Raw genomic sequence first — 15,577 nt, 5'->3', positions numbered from 1 at the left:
CCCGCCCCGGCTTCGGCCGGCGGCGGGGCGCTCTCGTGCATCCGGGGTCAGGCGTCGTCCTGCTCGGGGTGCCGGACGATCTTCTTCACCGCCTGCTCGACCTTGTACCGGCTCTGCCCGGTCGCAGCCGCATGCTCGGTGTACGCCTGCTGCACTGCGGCGGCAGTCTCCACGGTCAGCGCGCCCGCCTGCTGCTCCGCCCACGCGGTGCGCTCCAGGGCGATCAGAGATTCAGGGATGTCGATATCAGTCACGGCCGGAATCGTACGGCCTCCCGGGCGCAGCACGGTTGTGCGCCTGATCGGTGGCGTGTTTCTTGATCGCCGGGCTACGGTCGGTCACACCCCGGCCACACACGGCCGGACCCACAACCGGGAGGGGACGCACATGGCCCGCACACTGCGGATGCTCGGCACCAACTCGAAGACCGGCGAATGCCCCACCCTCTACGAGGACGCCGAGACCGGAGAGATCCTCGTCCAGGGGTACACCGTCACCGACCCCGAGGTCCTCGCGCAGATGGCCAACCCGCTGGAGGGCGAGTCGCTGGTCGTCGTCGACCGCGCGCTCCTCGTCAACTTCGCCCCGAGGGACTGATAGTGCAGCACGTCGTACCCGCCGCCCGGATACTCGACTTCTTCCGCGACGGCTTCGAGCACACCGCATGGCGGCTGGAGACCCGCCGGGAGTACGCCGCCGACCAGGGCACCGAGGAGTACCAGCAGTTCCTCCGGGGCGTCATGCCGCCGCACGATGACGGGGGTCCGTGGTTCACGAACGCGCGGGCGCAGACGGCAGACGGGCGGCGCATCGAGCGCGTCCGCCTGGTCGACGAGCCTCCGACGGACAACCAGCGGTACCTGTTGGCGACGACGCCGGCCAACCTGGCTGCTGGGGAGGACATCCGCTACCTGTTCCGGTCGGCGGCGGCCGCGCTCAACCTCGCGGACGAAGGGGACTTCTGGCTGTTCGACTCCCGCGTCCTGGCCCGCTTCAACTGGACTGACCCGGCCCGGCGGATGGAGTTGACCACCGACCCGGAGCAGGTTCTCCGGGCCTGCCAGGTCCGCGACGCGGCATGGCACTACGCCGTCCCGTACGCGGAGTTCATCAGCCGGGTACCGTCCCCTATGTGAGCACCGACTTCCAGCGGGCCCGGGTCCTCCTCGGTGTGCGGCTCCGCGAGCTGCGCACCGAGGCCGGGCTGACCGTCCGCGACTTCGCCGCCCGCTGCGGATGGGCCCCGTCGAAGATCTCAAAGCTGGAGAACGGCAAGCAGACCGCGACCGTCGCCGACCTCACCGCGTGGGCGGCGGCGGCCGGGCAGCCGGAGTGCGCCGCCGAGCTTCACGGCCGCCTCTCCGGGCTGGAGTCGACGTACCGGTCCTGGCGCCGCCAGCTCGCGGGCGGCCACCGCGCCGTGCAGGACGCACTCGGCGCCCAGCACGAGAGGACCACCGTGTTCCGCGGATTCAGCGCCGCCGTCATCCCCGGCGTGTTCCAGACCCCCGAGTACGCGCGCAGCGTCCTCTCCCGGTACGCCGAACTGCACGGCGTGACCCGCGACATCGAAGCCGCGGTCACTTCCCGGATGCGCCGGCAGGAGGGGTTGTACCGCTCGGGGCGCCAGTACCGAGTGCTCGTCGCGGAGGCCGCCCTCCACGCGCGGATCTGTACGCGTGCTGTCCTCGCGGACCAGCTGGACCGGCTGATGTCCGTGAACGGCCTGAGCAGCGTAGAGCTGGGCGTCATCCCGCTCACCGCCGACGTACGGATCGGCATCGGCGACGACTTCTGGATCCACGACGACCGCCTCGTCATCGCCGAGACGTGGCACACGGAGATGTGGCTCGACGCGGCCGACGACATCGCCCTGTACGCAAAGGTCTGGGACGGGCTGGCCAACGGGGCGGTGACGGGACGCGCCGCGCACGCCGTCATCGCGCGGGCCCGAGCCGCGATCGGCTTCTGAGAAACCCGGCGCAACACCGGTTCCCGCAGGAGAAACACCGAGAAACATCCCGGCATCGGAGAAACAGCTTTCTCTACGGTCTGAGGGACTACTCCGACGACCCGGGAGGCGGCCGTGCCCGTACGCGAGTTACCACCGGTCAGCGACATGCTCGACCAGCAACAACGCGGTCTGGCCTGCGTCTGGTGCCGGGGCTGGTTCACCACCGGCCTGAGCACCGACCTCGGCCAGCAGCGCGTCGTCCCCACCGCGGGCGCCGCGTACCTGTGGTTCCCGCGCGAGTGCCTCGACAGGACAGCGTGCGCCAAGCGGGAAGCAGCCTGGTGACCGCCGAGCGCACCGCCCCGGACCACGCCTACCGCACACTCCTCGGGCACACCACCACGTGCCCGAACTGCCGAGCAGGCGGGGCCCCCTGCGCGACCGCCACCCAACTCATGCGGGCCTGGCGGCGCAACCGCTAAGACTTCCGCCCCGGCCGCTCACTCCCTGGCAGGACCGCGACCGGGACGGGCCACCACCCATCCCAGCAGGACGGAGGCACCACCATGCGTACCACCGACACCCGCCCCAGCACACCCCCCGGGCGGCGCCCATGACGACCGCCACGGTGTCGCCGACCGCCGTCACCACCTGCGAAGCCTGCTGGGTCGAACCGGTCGCAGGCGTACGCGTCACCGCCGCCGGCGCGGATCTCCTCTGCCGCCCCTGCGCGGTCGGCGGCTACCCGCGGCGCGTCGACCTGTTCCCCCCGCTCGGGATCTACGGGCTGACGGAGCGCCGGATCGAGGCGGGCCGGCACGGAGCCGGGTCGCCGCAGACTCCGCCGGACCAGGGGCCGCCCCTGCCGCACCCCCCGCCGGTGCCGTCGCCGCCGGGCACCCCGCCGGTGTAGCCGCGGCCTACTCGACGAGTTCAGAAAGCGGGACGCCGATGGCGTCGGCAATGCGGATGAGCGAGTCGAGAAGGGCGCTCGCGTGCCCCTGCTCGATCCGGTTGTACGTGGCCCGGTCCATCCCGATGCGGAGCGCGACCTGCTCCTGGGTGTACCCGGCAGCCAGCCGGGTAATGCGGATGCGGTCTCCGACGGCCCGGCGGCGGGCGATGACCCAGTCGGGCGGCGGTACGGAGCGTGGCACTCCACCACGTTCAGCCGATCAAGATCCAATGTATGTAGGGCAGAACCTACACTGAGCAGCCACGTCCGCCCGTACGGATGTGGCATCGAAGCGGTGCAAGGGCGTTCGCGTGTCCGCCCTATTGCGCCGTTAGACGTCATGACTCAGTCAAGACGTCCCGCCCCGCGCCCATCAGGGTGCGGGGCGGTCTACGTTGGACAGCAGAAGGCCCCCGCCGAATGTCACGGCGGGGGCCTCGCTCCTGTGGGCCGGGCCTCCCCGCCCGAGTCCCACAGGTATCCGGACGGCGCGTGTCAGGCGCGTGTGGGGAGTCACGCCTGCCCCGTCCGTGTCTGCACTCTACGTGCCAGGGGCACGCAGATCACCCCTCGGATGGGTGACGGCCGTGGGCCGCCTCCCCGTGGGGATGTGGACTTGTAGTGGACTTTCGGCATGAGGAGACCCCCCGGCCGGGGCCGGTCGGGGGGTCAAAAACAGGCTCTCACCTGCGATTTATCCTCGGTGGGCGCGGACGGTTTCGAACCGCCGACATCTGCTTTGTAAGAGCAGCGCTCTACCCCTGAGCTACGCACCCGTGGATGAGGCCACAGCCTACATGGACCAGGGCCGCTGCTCATAAACCGTTCCGGGCGGGCCGACGGCGGCGCGGGGGGGGGGGGGGGGGGGGCGCGGCGGGGGCGGGCGCCCCGGGGGAAACCCCCCCCCCCCGCCCCCCCCCCCCCCCCGCCCGGGCGGCCCGCGCCCCCCCCCCCCCCCCCCCCCCGGGGCCCCGGCCGCCCGGGGGTTAACCCCACCCCGAGACGGTAGCGGGCCGGATCCCGACGGGGGACGGTGGTGCATACGGTTGTGGGGCACCGGCAGGAACGTCCGGTGGCGCTGTCCGGCACAACGTAACTGGGGGACCGATCACCGTGGACATCTTGACGAGCTCACCGACCCGTACGCGTTCCAGGGCGCGCCTCGGGGCCGCCGGGCGGACCCTTGTCCTCGGGGGCGGAGTGGCGTTGCTGACGCTGGCTCTCACCGCGTGTGGGGGTACGGACGTGGACGGGGCCCCCGTCGAGCGCAAGTCGTTCGCTCTGGAAGGGAAGACGCTGACCATCAACGCCGAGAACGGTGTCGTGGACCTCGTGCCGGCCGACGTGGAGCAGGTCGAGGTGGAGCGGCAGCTCGACGGGTGGGTGGTCCTCGGCAGCGGGCCCGACGCCGTCTGGAAGATGGAGGGCGGCACCCTCACACTCCGGGTGAAGTGCGATGGCTTCATCAACAACTGCGACTCCCGGCACCGGGTGAAGGTGCCGCGCGGGGTCGCGGTGACCGCCGCCTCGGACAACGGGACGGTCGCCGCCACCGGCTTCGACAGCGCTCTGGACCTCTCGTCCGACAACGGCGAGATCCACGTCCGGGATGCGAGCGGGGCGCTCACGTTGAAGAGCGACAACGGGGAGATCCGGGCCGAGCGGATAACCGGGTCCTCCGTGATCGCCCGCGCCGACAGCGGGGAGATCCGGCTCGGCTTCGCCTCCGTGCCCGATCGCGTGGACACGGTGAGTGACAACGGGGGCATCACCATCGATCTGCCGCCGGGCGGGCAGACATACGCGGTGGACGCCTCCGCCGACAACGGGGACGTCTCCATCGACGTGCCGCGCGGCGAGGACGGCGCCCATGTGGTGAAGGCGCGCAGCGACAACGGGCACATCACCGTGCGAAGAGCGAACTAACCGGCCCGTGTGTTCGTCCTTACCTGGTGGGAGAATGTACCGGGCAGGGCGAATCGGCACGGGAGAGGGATGTGACGGCGACCAACGCGCGGCCGAAGGCAGGAGCGGGTGCGAGGGCCGCCGTCGGGAGCGGCCGGCCCGTGCTGACGTTGATGTTGCTGCCCCTGGCCCTCTTCGCCGCAGTACTGCCCGCAGCCTTCGCCGGCGGCGGTACGCGTCGGTGGTTCGGCGGGCGCGGGGAGAACCAGCGGGCCGAGGCCCAGGCAGCGAAGGACGCCGCGGCCGAGGCGTTCTACGAGCTGGACACCGCCCAGCGCGATCTCAAGATCTCCATCGAGACCATCAACGCCGTGGACAGCTCTGCGCGCGGCCGGAAGGCCGCCGAGGACTTCGACGCGCTCGGCCGGCGCATCGACGAGGCCAGCCGCATCTACATCACCGCGGTCGACAGCCATGACCTGGACCGGGACGATCTAGAGCCCTCCGTCGCCGCCAAGGCCCGCACCGAGCTGACCCGGGCCAAGGACGACCTCGTACGGGTCAAGGGCGAGCTGGACCGGTTCGCCCAGGGGCTCGGACCTCTGCTGGGCAGCGCGGAGACCCAGCTCGCCCGGCTCGCCCCCGCTGTCGAACGGGCCCGGCAGGCGCTCCTTGCTGCGAGCAACGCCCTCGATTCCGTGCGGGCAGCGGGTCTGCGCGCCGACGATCTGGCCGCTCGGCTCGCCGCGCTCGCCCCAGAGCTGACCAAGCTGAACCAGGGCGCGGGGCAGCACGGCGTCCAGGAGACCCTGCGGCGGGCCGATGTGGTGCTGCGTGATGCGGAGGCCGTGCGCACCGAGGCGGAGCGGCTGCCCGAGCGGGCGGCCGAGATCGACCGGCGGCTGGTGTCCCTGCGGACCCGCGCCCAGGCGCTGACGACCCGGGCGGGCTCGGTGGAGCCGGTGCTCAGCGAGTTGCGGCGGCGTTTCTCCGCCGCCTGCTGGCAGGACCTCCAGCCGGTCCCGGAGCAGGCCGCCGTGAACGTGCGGCAGGCCGAGGACAAGCTCGCCGAGGCGGCCAGGGCGCGCGAGGAACAGCGTTGGGCGGATGCCATATCCCGGCTGTCGACGGTCCGCGCCCTGCTCAACGCGACGGATGAGGCGGTGTCCGCCGCCGGAGACCGGTTGCAGCAGCTGAACGCCGTGGCGAAGGACCCGCGGCAGGAGATCGAGCGGACCCGGTTCGCGGTGCGGGACGCCCAGCGCCTCGCCATGGCCGGCCGGCACACGCCCGACCCCCGGCACGCCCGGCCGCTCGACGATTCCGTCGCCCGACTGGAGCGGGCGGTCGCCGGGCTCGAAGGGCGCCACCCCGACTACTGGCACTTCCTGACCGAGACGGAGGCCGTGCGACAGACCGCCGCCCGGGTCGTCTCCGACATCCGTGAGGAGCGCGGCGCGGGCACCTGAGGCCTTCTCCTTCCCCCTCCCCCCTTTGCCTTGCCCTCCCCTTCCCCTCCTTTGCCTTGCCCTCCCCCTTTGCCTCTCTCCTCCTCCCTCCCCGGGCGGGCGTCCGAGTAGCTGAGCACCGGCCCGGGATCTCACGTGGTCTCTGCGGTGTCGGGGGCGGGGCCAGGAGGTGGTGGCAGAGGCCGGACCAAGGGGCGCGGGCAGAGGCCGGACCAGGGGGGGCGGGCAGTGGCGGGGCCAGCGGGCGCGGGCAGGAGCCGGGCCAGTAAGCGTGGCCCGGGGGGCGTGGGGGCTGGGGGCGTGGTCTCCGGGGAGGGTTGGCTCTAGCCTGTGCTCATGCCTCGTTACGAATTCCGGTGCCGCACCTGCGGAGACACGTTCGAAGTCAGCCGTCCCATGGCCCAGTCCTCCGATCCGGCCTCCTGCCCCGCAGGCCACGACGACACCGTCAAACTGCTGTCCGCCGTGGCTGTGGGCGGCGCCGCCGGGTCCGCCCCCGCACCCTCGGGCGGCGGCGGGGGCGGGGGCTGCTGCGGGGGCGGGTGCTGCGGCTGACCTCCAGGGGGGCGGGGGCCCGGCGGGCGCCCGTCGAGCGTTCGCTACTTCTTGCGGGACAGCGTCAGGCCGTCCGAGACCGTCAGCATGACGCTGTCCATCCGCGGGTCGGCTTTCACGTGGTCGTTGAACTCCTGGATCGCCGCGGCAGGACCGGTCGCCTCCGGGTCCGTGACCTCGCCGTGGAAGAGCACGTTGTCCGCGGCGATGACCCCGCCCTGCCGCATCCGGGGCACCAGCTCCTCCCAGTACGCGATGTAGCCGCCCTTGTCCGCGTCCAGGTAGGCGAAGTCGATGTGCGGCTCGTCGGGCATCGCGCGCAGCGTGTCCAGGGCCGGGGCGATCCGGAGGTCGATCCGGTCCGCGACGCCCGCCCTCTCCCATGCCTCCCGGCCGTAGGCCGTCCACTCCTGCGAGATGTCACAGGCGATCAGCGTGCCGTCGGCGGGCAGCGCCCGGGCCATCGCCAGGGCGCTGAACCCGGTGAACGTACCGACCTCCACCACGTGCCGTGCGCCGACCAGCCGGACCAGGAAGGCGAGGAGCGGGGCCTGCTCCTCGGCCGACTGCATGCCCGCGTGGTTGGGGAACCGTGTGTACGTGGTCTCCACCAGCTCCCGCTGGACCGGGTCCAGCGGCGGGTTGTGGGCCAGCATGTACGCGTACAGCTCGGCCGTGATCGTGGTGTCGTTGCCCTTGGTCATGCCCCCAGCCTTCCCCGATTCGCGCCCTCACGCAGCGGAAGCCGCCAGGAACCTGCGCAGGATCTCCTCCCCCGCCGCACCGCCGCGCTCCTCCAGCGCCGTCACGTGCGGGGCCTGCCAGCCCTCGTCGGCCAGTTCGCCGTGGCCGGGACGCCAGCCGAGATCGGCGGCGAGCAGCAGGTCGGCGTCGAGGAGGGAGTCCCCGGCGGCGAACGTGCGCGTGGCGCCGGTACGGCGCGCGACCTCGCGCATCGCGGCGCTCTTGGTGAGCGGTGCGGGCACGGCGTAGACCTTGCGGCCCTGGAGGGAGACGGTCCAGCCGCGCGGCCGGGCCCAGACGGCCAGTTCCTTCACCCACTCCTCGGGGAGGAGGGAGCGTTCGACGACGAGGTAGGCGAAGAGGTTCTCGGCGACCCGTTCCTTGAGCAGCCAGGCGGGGTCGGCGGTCGTGGCGAGGTGGGCGCGGATCTCGGTCAGCGGCGCGCACTCGGCCGCGATCCGGTTCTCCACCTGCCGCTGCCACTCGGGGTCGGAGACGCCGTCGACCAGGATGTGGCCGCCGTTGGCACAGATCGCGTACCGGGGGGCGGGGGCCGGAAGGTGGATGCGCCCGTACTGCTCGCGGGTGCGGGTGGTGGTCGGCACGAAGACGGTGGAGGCCGCCACCTCGGTGAGCAGGGCGGCGGCCGTCTCCGTCAGGTACGACAGGGGCTTGTGGCCGTACACCTCGACGCACAGGAGCCGGGGGGCCTCCGCGTCGGGCATGGCCAGGTCCAGCGAGGCCGCCGAGTAGATCAACGTGCGGTCGAGATCGCTCGCCACCAGGGTCGTCGGGGCGGCCTGAGCGGCCGAGGCGCCCGAGGCGGCCTGAGGGGCCCGCGCGTCCCAGGCGGTCGGCGTCGGCGGGGCGGTCGTGCTCGCGTCCGTGCTCATGCGCCCTTCACCGCCGTGCCGTCCGCGCCCGTCGCGCCGCGCGTGAACCGGGGGTGGATCAGACCGACACAGCTGTACGGGAGGTCGTCGACCTCCTCGACGGGCACGCCGCGCTGGTCGGCCAGCAGCCGGATGTGCTCCAGGTCCGGGCCCGCGCCGCGCCGGGCGAGGATCTTCCAGGGGACGCGGCGGAGCAGCACCCGGGTGGTCTCGCCGACGCCCGGCTTGACCAGGTTGACGTCGTGGATGCCGTACTCCTCGCTGATCCGCTCGACCGCCGCCCACCCCTCCCAGGTCGGGGCGCGGTCGGCGGCCAGCAGTTCCTTCGTCGCGTCGTCGACCTCGGCCGCCACCTCGTCGAACCGTGCGGCGACCGTGTCGAGGAAGTGGCCGGAGACGTCGGAGGCGGCCAGCTCGCGGTAGAACTTCGCGCCGTGGAAGTCGTCCGGGCCGACCAGGTCGGCGCGGAGCACCGTACGGGAGACGAGGCCGGAGACGGTGGAGTTGAGGCAGGCGGAGGGGATGAGGAAGTCCTCGCGGGTGCCGTACGTCCGCACGCAGCCGCCCGGGTCGGCGAGCACCGCGATCTCCGGGTCGAAGCCCGCCGGGCCGCCCGACGCCTCGAACGCGTCGATGGCCGCCGCCAGTTCGCGGGTGATCGCGCCCTTCCCCGTCCAGCCGTCGACGAACACCACGTCGGCCGGGTCGTGGTGGGCGGCCAGCCAGCGCAGGGCGGTGGCGTCGATGCCCCGGCCCCGGACGATGGAGATGGCGTAGTGCGGCAGCTCCACGCCGTGCCGGTGCCGGGCCCAGCGGCGCATCAGCACGCCGACCGGGGTTCCGGCGCGGGCGAGCGAGACGAGGACGGGGCGCGGGCCGCGTTCGGCGAGGACCGTCTCGGTGACGGTGCCGACCGCGCGGGCGATCCGGGCGGCGGAGGTCTCCAGGGCCGCGGAGAACAGCTCTTGGTAGGCGGGGGTCGGCTGGTACTCGACGGGCAGCGACTCCGCGTAGTGCGCGCCGCCGCTCTGGATCGCCTCCTCGCGTTCCTCGGTGGGCGCCTCCAGCTCGGTGTCCGAGAGGTCCTGGAGCAGCCAGCCGACCTCGTCCGGCGCGTAACTGGAGAAGTCGGGGCCTCGGAGGGGCTCGGGCAGCACGGCGGGCTCCTGGTGGGGGGCGGGGGCGGGGCGGGGCAGGTACGAGGGCACGACCGCGAGGAGGAGCCGGCCGGTGTGTTCGGCGAGCCGGGCCAGCAGCCCGTCGGGGGCGTGCAGTTCGGGGGTGTCGGCGGTGGAGTCGACGACGGCGACCACCGCGTCGAACCCGGCGCCGGCCACGTTGTACGCGTACCGGTCGCCGGGGCCGTCCGCCGGGTCGTCGTGGGCCGGGAAGACGAGCCGGGTGCGTATCGCGTAGCCGGGGTCGTCGACGGCGAGGACGGGCGAGCGGGTGGTGGTGGAGTAGCGGACCTCGGCGGCGTCGCCCAGGACCTCTTCCAGAGCGGTGCCGAGCCGCAGCGGGGCGTACATCAGCTCCTCGAAGCCGAGGACGAGGATTCGGCGGGGGCCCCGGCCCTGTCCCAGGCCGGGGACACGTTCCTGGTCACGGCCCTGGTCCCGGGCTCGGTCCCCGTGCCGGTCCGGCGCGTCGGCGTCCAGGGCGGCCGCGATCCGTTCCGCCATGGCCGGGAGCGCTGCTTCCAGGGCCGCCCGGTGGGCCGGGGTGAAGCCGTGCCGGCCGCCGTCGGGGACGCCTGCCGGCCAGTCGAGGTCGACGCGGGTGACGGCGGCGGGGACCGGTACGGAGGGCGGCACGGAGGCGGGGGCCCGCGCCTCCTCCTCCGCGACCAGGGCCTGGCCGCGTTCCAGCACGCCGTCCGGCAGGGTCACCGTCCCGGCGCCGCGGGTCACCAGGTCGACGCGGGCGCCGATCTCGGCGGCGAAGGCGGTCAGCCGGTCGCGGTCGCCGGCCGAGCGCATGTCGACCAGGGCGACGATGACGTACCGCTCGCGCGGATGCAGGGCGTGCAGCGTGCGGATGGTGTTCAGGACCGTGTTGCCGGTGGAGAACTCGTCGTCGACCAGGACCAGCACCGAAGCCGTCCCGCCGCCCGCCAGCAGGTCGCGGTCCTCCGGCAGCAGCAGGTGCGAGGTGGCGTGGGAGTGGGACTCCTCGAAGCCGCCCGCCGGCTCGACCCCCGCCACCGGGCGCCGGGTGGAGTGCAGGTACGGGGCGTCCCGCAGGCCGTCCGCCACGGCGTGGCCGAGACCGGTGGCCGTCTCCGCGTACCCGAGGACCACCGCGCGGCGCGCCTCCCGGGCGCCGAGCAGCGCCCGTACCCGCTCGCCCAGCTCGTACCCGGCCCCGTGGACGACGGAGGGCCGCTGCGGGACGTGCTTGCCCAGCACGTTGGAGACCAGCAGGTGCGCCCGCTTGGGGTTCCGGCGCAGGGCCAGGCCCAGCAGTTCCCGGAGCTCCCCGTCGCCTTCGAGGGCGACGCCCAACCGTTCGGCCACCCAGTTGCCCGACCACACCACGTCCACGGTCTCTTCTCTCGTCGCGCGCTCGCTCATCGACGCGCGCTCAGTTCGTCAGGCCGGCGGCCAGCAGGTCCACGAAGCCGACGCCTTCCCTCGCCACACCGAACGCCTCGGCCCGCAGCAGCGTGCGCTCGGCCCAGGCCCGGTGGGGCTTCACCTCGTTCATCTTGTTCGTGTACGCCGAACGCAGCACGCCGCCGCCACCGCGCTCGGGGCTCAGGATGTCCTGGGCGTCGGTGTACTGCTCGTGGCTGACCACGGACAGGGCGTGGACCGGCGCCACGTGCGACGGATGGATGCAGGTCTTGCCGAGCAGCCCGTTGGCGCGGTCGAGCTCGATCTCCCGGAGCAGCCCGTCGAGGTCGTGCTCGATCAGCGCCGTACGCAGTTCCTCGGCCCGGCCCTCCAGGAAGGGGCTGCGGCGCAGCTGGGGCTTGAACATGCGCTCCTGGCGGCGGAAGTACTCCCAGACCGGGCCGGTGATCGTGAACCCGGAGCCGTCCGCCCGGCCGAGCACGTTGACCACGTCGGCGATCACCGAGGCGACGATGTGGACGTCGTACGCCGTCATGTCGGGGGCGCGGCGCAGCCCGTACGCCGAGCAGAAGTCGGTGACGCCGAGCCGCAGTGCGAGGACCCGGTCCCGGTATTTGTCGACGGTGCGGGCGATGCCCCGGAGGATGTCGGCGCGCGTCTCCAGGTGGAGCAGTTCGGGGGATTCGAGGACCGGCATGGCGAAGAGTCGCCGGCCGCACGCCGCTTCGGCCTCGGCGAGCGCTTCCAGGAAGGGGCGTCCCCGCTCCTCGGTGAATTTGGGAAGTACGAAACCGGACAACATGCGGACCGAACCACCGAGGCGGCGCACGAGGTCGGTGATCTGATCCGGTTCCCGTACGCGGATGAAGAGGAGCGGTACGCCGGGGCCGGTCGCGCCGGTGGCGCCGTCCGGGCCCCGCTCGTCGGACTCCGTCGCTCCGCTTCCGGGCGCCCCTGCCGCCTCCCGGGCGGCGAGGTCGGTGAACTGCCTGATCAGATTGGCTTCGGCCCCGGTCACCTCGGCGTCGTCGATCGAGTCCTCCAGGCACAGCACCATGGAGACGACGCCACGGGCGGCCTGCTTCAGCACGTCGTCCGCGAGTGACGGGCGGGTGGCCGGGGAGTAGAGCGTGGCCCCCAGGGCGATGGAGAGCATGCGGGCCGGGGAGTCGGCGGTGAAGACGCGGGGCTCCCTGTGGAACAGGCCCTGGCGGACAGTGGGCGATATATGCCCGAAATGACGCATCCTTTTCCCCCGAACTGCCTGACCGACCGAACAACACATGGCCGGTAATAGTACGTATGGACGGGTGTCAACAGTTCCCCGTGTACATGAATTTCCGGTTACCCGCCTCTTGTCCACCTCACCCTCGCGGTAGGGTCACGCCCTGTCCGCGCCGCCGCCGGGCACGGCGGTGCCGCCCCCCGCGTTGTCCGCACGGGCCCCCAGCAGGCAGGATGACGGTCATGACGCACACGATGCTGAAGGGCTCGAACGTCCCCGTCGATGCCGCGGCCGTCCGGGCCGTGCTGCGCTGGACCCCGGGCCCCGGGGTTCCCGACGTGGACGCCTCCGCCCTGCTCCTCGGTGCGTCGGGCCGGGTGCGCTCCGACGAGGACTTCGTCTTCTACAACCAGCCCCGGCACCCCTCCGGCCTGGTCCGGCGGCTGCCGAAGCGCAGCGTCCCGGAAGGGCTGACGGACACGGTCGAGGCGGACCTCGGCGCGCTCGACGCCTCGGTGGACCAGGTGGTCATCGCGGCCTCCTCCGACGGAGCGGCCTTCGAGCAGGTCGCGGATCTGCGGGTCCTGCTGTTCGACGCCGCGTTCGCCGACGGTGAACCGCTGGCCGTGTTCGACGTCCGGGCGGAGACCGGGGAGGAGACGGCGATCATCTGCGGCGAGCTCTACCGCCGCGGCGAGGGGTGGAAATTCCGCGCGGTCGGTCAGGGGTACCCCTCCGGCCTGATCGGTCTGGCCACCGCCTTCGGCATCTCGGTGGACGACTCGGAGGCGGCCGACGGGGCGCAGGATCCGGCGGGACCGGGGCCGCTCCCGGCCGCCGTGCCGCCGCCCCCGGCCGTGCCGCCGGAGATCCCCCCGGCTCCCCCGTCCGCCGGAACGGGCCCCGACACGCAGGCCACGGTCCACCACCAGCCCTCGTACGGCTATCCGCCCCCCGCCCCGCATCCCGCGGCCGCCGGGGCCCACCAGCCGGCGTACGGCTATCCGCAGCCCGCCGAGCCGCCCGCGTACGGCTATCCGCAGCCGGCGGCAGCCGCCGCGCACGCGCCAGACCCCCATTTCGTGCTGCCTCCACAAGGTCCGCAGTTCATCCGCTCCTGAGCGTGCCGGGGCCCGGTCCTGAGCGTGCCGGGGCCCGGTCCCGAGCGTGTCGGGGGCTGGCCCCGAGCCTGTTCGGGCCCGGGCCAGGGGCCCGCGCCGGGGGACGGGCGGGCCCGCCCTGCCGCGGGTCCGGTCCGGGCCCGGCTCAGGTGCGGGTCTTGTAGCCCCGGCCCCATTGCATGCCGTAGCCGTACAGCCGGTCCAGCTCCGACTGGAAGCCGTACACGAACTTCACCTCGCGGCGCACGATCAGCTCGTTCTTCACGTTCTCCACGGTGAACACCGCGCAGGAGCGGGCCTGCGGCGCGCGTTCGTCCAGTTCGATCTCGATGCGCGGGCCGTTGCCCGGGTAGAGCGTGACCTTGGCGTGCGTACGGTCGAAGGCCGGCGTCCGGTCGTAGATGTAGACGAAGAACAGCAGCCGCTTGATCTGGTCGCGCTGGTCGAGGTTGACGTAGACGGTCTCGCCCGAGGGCGCGCCGAACCGGTCGTCGCCGCTGAGCCGGACGTACGGCGGGCCGTTGAGGTCGCCGATGAGGCCGCCCAGCGGCTGCACGACCCCCTTGGTGCCGTCCGCCAGCTCGTACATGCAGCCGAGGTCCAGGTCGACGTTGACGACGCCCTGGGTGTGCGCCTGGACCACTTCGGGCTGGAAGAACTGGAGGGGGTTCCGCAGCCGACCGCTCCGGCGCGAGCGGCCCTCGATGTCCGAGGTCCGCATCCGCCAGGAGAGGTTGACCCGCAGGTTGCCCGAGAGGGCGCCCTGTTTGTTGAGCGAGACCGTGGCGTTGCGTTTGGACAGCACGATGGCGCTCGACGTCGAGTTGCCCGCGTCGAACTGCGCCGCACGCCCCGGCCACAGGCCGTCGAAGAATCCCATGCCAACCCCCACCCTGTTCGCGCCGCCCGCACGCGCGCCCCGACACCACCGCGGGGCGGCCACCGGGCCGGATCCGGGAGATCCCGGAGAGCCGTCGCCGTGTGGGCCGCCCCGCAGAGAGCGTTCCTCAATCCCTACCGGGTCACACCCCGGCGGACACCTCTGACTTGTTTCCCGGGCCGCCCTCGCCGGACTCCGCGGCGAGCGCGCGGTTGCGCTTGACCGAGGACCAGAAGGAGAGGGCGATCAGGATCACCCCGACCGAGCCGGTGATCAGCTCGTTGATCTCGTACTGGATGGTGATCAGCAGGATGACGGAGAGCGCGCCGATGGCGTAGTGCGCGCCGTGCTCCAGGTAGACGTAGTCGTCGAGCGTGCCCTCGCGCACCAGGTAGACGGTGAGCGAACGGACGTACATGGCGCCGATGCCGAGGCCGAGGGCCATCAGCACGATCTCGTTGGTGATGGCGAAGGCGCCGATGACGCCGTCGAACGAGAACGAGGCGTCCAGGACTTCCAGGTAGAGGAAGAGGAAGAACGCGGCCTTTCCGGCGAGGGCGACCCCGGTGACGGGCTTGCCCTTCTTCTTGGCCTCTTCCTCGGCCTCGTGCTCGCGCTCCTCCTCCTCTTCGAGCTTGCCCTCGAAGAAGCCGGAGAGCCCGCCGACGATCAGGTAGGTAATCAGGCCGGCGATGCCGGAGAGCATGACCGTGGACGCCTTGTCGGCGTGCCCGCCGCCGTGCTGGTGGGCGTGGGTCGCGAAGGTCAGGGCGGAGATCAGGAGGACGATCAGCGCCACGCAGACCGAGAGCATGTCGACCTTGCCGAGCTTGGCGAGCGGACGCTCGATCCAGCGCAGCCAGTGGATGTCCCGGTCCTCGTCGAAGATGAAGTCGAGAAAGATCATGATCAGGAACATGCCGCCGAAGGCGGCGATCGACGGATGGGCGTCCGTGACCAGTTCCTTGTACTTGTCCGGGTCGTTGAAGGACAGGTCGATGGCCTCGATCGGTCCGAGCTGCGCGCTCACGGCCACGATCACGACGGGGAACACCAGTCGCATGCCGAAGACGGCGATGAGAATGCCGATGGTCAGGAAGATCTTCTGCCAGAAGGCGTTCATCTTCTTCAGGATCCCGGCATTGATCACCGCGTTGTCGAAGGACAGCGAGATCTCCAGGACGGACAGGATCGCGACGATGCCGAAGGCATGCCACCCCCCGTAGATGACCGCTGCGACCAGGCCGAGCGCGGTGACCGCGAACGACCAGCCGAAGGTTTTCAGAACCACTGGCTACCC

Annotated in this window: 18 protein-coding genes and 1 tRNA gene; 10 read left to right on the top strand and 9 right to left on the bottom strand. The window is 72.2% G+C overall.

Annotation, left to right across the window (positions count from 1 at the left end; translation table 11 throughout):
* Positions 1–47: 47 nt before the first annotated feature.
* Positions 48–254, bottom strand: a complete 207-nt coding sequence (locus ACH4K1_RS23140) for a hypothetical protein (RefSeq protein ID WP_398091174.1) — start codon at positions 252–254, stop codon at positions 48–50.
* A gap of 133 nt (positions 255–387) precedes the next feature.
* Between ACH4K1_RS23140 and ACH4K1_RS23135 the strand changes: the two genes are divergently transcribed.
* The 6 genes from ACH4K1_RS23135 (at position 388) to ACH4K1_RS23110 (ending at position 2,867) form a co-directional block, all read left to right on the top strand.
* A complete protein-coding gene (locus tag ACH4K1_RS23135) occupies positions 388–597 on the top strand; it encodes a hypothetical protein (RefSeq protein ID WP_398091173.1) in 210 nt (69 codons plus the stop codon).
* 2 nt (positions 598–599) lie between these two features.
* Positions 600–1,136 (top strand): DUF6879 family protein, encoded by a 537-nt coding sequence (locus ACH4K1_RS23130; RefSeq protein WP_398091172.1) that lies wholly within the window; start codon positions 600–602, stop codon positions 1,134–1,136.
* Positions 1,133–1,972, top strand: a complete 840-nt coding sequence (locus ACH4K1_RS23125) for a helix-turn-helix domain-containing protein (RefSeq protein WP_398091171.1) — start codon at positions 1,133–1,135, stop codon at positions 1,970–1,972. Before ACH4K1_RS23130 ends, ACH4K1_RS23125 begins: the two co-directional genes overlap by 4 nt.
* Before the next feature lie 147 nt (positions 1,973–2,119).
* Positions 2,120–2,299, top strand: coding sequence for a hypothetical protein (locus ACH4K1_RS23120; protein WP_398091170.1), 180 nt, complete (start codon positions 2,120–2,122; stop codon positions 2,297–2,299).
* The gene (locus tag ACH4K1_RS23115; protein ID WP_398091169.1) at positions 2,296–2,436 is read left to right on the top strand and encodes a hypothetical protein; all 141 of its coding nucleotides are present in this window, start codon (positions 2,296–2,298) and stop codon (positions 2,434–2,436) included. Before ACH4K1_RS23120 ends, ACH4K1_RS23115 begins: the two co-directional genes overlap by 4 nt.
* Before the next feature lie 131 nt (positions 2,437–2,567).
* Positions 2,568–2,867, top strand: a complete 300-nt coding sequence (locus ACH4K1_RS23110) for a hypothetical protein (protein ID WP_398091168.1) — start codon at positions 2,568–2,570, stop codon at positions 2,865–2,867.
* Between the two features lie 7 nt (positions 2,868–2,874).
* On the opposite strand, the gene ACH4K1_RS23105 is transcribed toward ACH4K1_RS23110, so the two are convergent.
* Positions 2,875–3,111: a helix-turn-helix domain-containing protein gene (locus ACH4K1_RS23105; RefSeq protein ID WP_398091167.1), complete on the bottom strand. Its 237-nt coding sequence runs from the start codon at positions 3,109–3,111 to the stop codon at positions 2,875–2,877.
* 502 nt (positions 3,112–3,613) lie between these two features.
* A tRNA-Val gene (locus ACH4K1_RS23100) sits at positions 3,614–3,685 on the bottom strand.
* 337 nt (positions 3,686–4,022) lie between these two features.
* On the opposite strand from ACH4K1_RS23100, the gene ACH4K1_RS23095 reads away from it, so the two are divergent.
* From ACH4K1_RS23095 to ACH4K1_RS23085, 3 genes are all read left to right on the top strand, one after another.
* Entirely contained in the window at positions 4,023–4,835 is an 813-nt protein-coding gene (locus ACH4K1_RS23095; RefSeq protein WP_398091166.1) for a DUF4097 family beta strand repeat-containing protein, read from the top strand.
* A gap of 71 nt (positions 4,836–4,906) precedes the next feature.
* Entirely contained in the window at positions 4,907–6,283 is a 1,377-nt protein-coding gene (locus ACH4K1_RS23090) for a hypothetical protein (RefSeq protein WP_398091165.1), read from the top strand.
* 336 nt (positions 6,284–6,619) lie between these two features.
* Positions 6,620–6,838, top strand: a complete 219-nt coding sequence (locus ACH4K1_RS23085; RefSeq protein WP_030592937.1) for a zinc ribbon domain-containing protein — start codon at positions 6,620–6,622, stop codon at positions 6,836–6,838.
* Positions 6,839–6,882: 44 nt separating this feature from the next.
* On the opposite strand, the gene ACH4K1_RS23080 is transcribed toward ACH4K1_RS23085, so the two are convergent.
* From ACH4K1_RS23080 to ACH4K1_RS23065, 4 genes are all read right to left on the bottom strand, one after another.
* Positions 6,883–7,542, bottom strand: a complete 660-nt coding sequence (locus tag ACH4K1_RS23080) for an O-methyltransferase (RefSeq protein ID WP_398091164.1) — start codon at positions 7,540–7,542, stop codon at positions 6,883–6,885.
* A 27-nt stretch (positions 7,543–7,569) separates the two neighbouring features.
* Positions 7,570–8,364, bottom strand: coding sequence for an HAD family hydrolase (locus ACH4K1_RS23075; protein ID WP_398091340.1), 795 nt, complete (start codon positions 8,362–8,364; stop codon positions 7,570–7,572).
* Positions 8,365–8,471: 107 nt separating this feature from the next.
* Positions 8,472–11,048 carry a phosphoribosyltransferase gene (locus ACH4K1_RS23070; protein ID WP_398091163.1) on the bottom strand — a complete coding sequence of 859 codons (2,577 nt, stop codon included), beginning with the start codon at positions 11,046–11,048 and terminating at the stop codon, positions 8,472–8,474.
* A 10-nt stretch (positions 11,049–11,058) separates the two neighbouring features.
* Positions 11,059–12,297, bottom strand: coding sequence for an HpcH/HpaI aldolase/citrate lyase family protein (locus ACH4K1_RS23065; RefSeq protein ID WP_398091162.1), 1,239 nt, complete (start codon positions 12,295–12,297; stop codon positions 11,059–11,061).
* A gap of 212 nt (positions 12,298–12,509) precedes the next feature.
* Here ACH4K1_RS23065 and ACH4K1_RS23060 point away from each other — a divergent pair, with 212 nt between their 5' ends.
* Complete coding sequence (locus ACH4K1_RS23060; RefSeq protein WP_398091161.1) at positions 12,510–13,397, top strand: TerD family protein; 888 nt, start codon at positions 12,510–12,512, stop codon at positions 13,395–13,397.
* A 145-nt stretch (positions 13,398–13,542) separates the two neighbouring features.
* Here ACH4K1_RS23060 and ACH4K1_RS23055 read toward each other — a convergent pair whose 3' ends face one another.
* Both ACH4K1_RS23055 and ACH4K1_RS23050 read right to left on the bottom strand, forming a co-directional pair.
* Complete coding sequence (locus tag ACH4K1_RS23055; protein ID WP_398091160.1) at positions 13,543–14,277, bottom strand: Tellurium resistance; 735 nt, start codon at positions 14,275–14,277, stop codon at positions 13,543–13,545.
* A gap of 142 nt (positions 14,278–14,419) precedes the next feature.
* Positions 14,420–15,568, bottom strand: a complete 1,149-nt coding sequence (locus ACH4K1_RS23050; RefSeq protein WP_398091159.1) for a DUF475 domain-containing protein — start codon at positions 15,566–15,568, stop codon at positions 14,420–14,422.
* Positions 15,569–15,577 lie beyond the last annotated feature (9 nt).

The organism is Streptomyces sp. NPDC017448, assembly GCF_044330565.1.
Lineage (GTDB): Bacteria > Actinomycetota > Actinomycetes > Streptomycetales > Streptomycetaceae > Streptomyces.
This window is presented reverse-complemented; position numbering and strand designations above follow the sequence as displayed.

Coding starts and splice junctions, on each gene's coding strand:
- ACH4K1_RS23135 (WP_398091173.1), top strand. CDS start 388: ATGGCCCGCACACTGCGGATGCTCGGCACCAACTCGAAGACCGGCGAA.
- ACH4K1_RS23120 (WP_398091170.1), top strand. CDS start 2,120: ATGCTCGACCAGCAACAACGCGGTCTGGCCTGCGTCTGGTGCCGGGGC.
- ACH4K1_RS23110 (WP_398091168.1), top strand. CDS start 2,568: ATGACGACCGCCACGGTGTCGCCGACCGCCGTCACCACCTGCGAAGCC.
- ACH4K1_RS23085 (WP_030592937.1), top strand. CDS start 6,620: ATGCCTCGTTACGAATTCCGGTGCCGCACCTGCGGAGACACGTTCGAA.
- ACH4K1_RS23080 (WP_398091164.1), bottom strand. CDS start 7,542: ATGACCAAGGGCAACGACACCACGATCACGGCCGAGCTGTACGCGTAC.
- ACH4K1_RS23070 (WP_398091163.1), bottom strand. CDS start 11,048: ATGAGCGAGCGCGCGACGAGAGAAGAGACCGTGGACGTGGTGTGGTCG.
- ACH4K1_RS23065 (WP_398091162.1), bottom strand. CDS start 12,297: ATGCGTCATTTCGGGCATATATCGCCCACTGTCCGCCAGGGCCTGTTC.
- ACH4K1_RS23060 (WP_398091161.1), top strand. CDS start 12,510: ATGACGGTCATGACGCACACGATGCTGAAGGGCTCGAACGTCCCCGTC.
- ACH4K1_RS23055 (WP_398091160.1), bottom strand. CDS start 14,277: ATGGGATTCTTCGACGGCCTGTGGCCGGGGCGTGCGGCGCAGTTCGAC.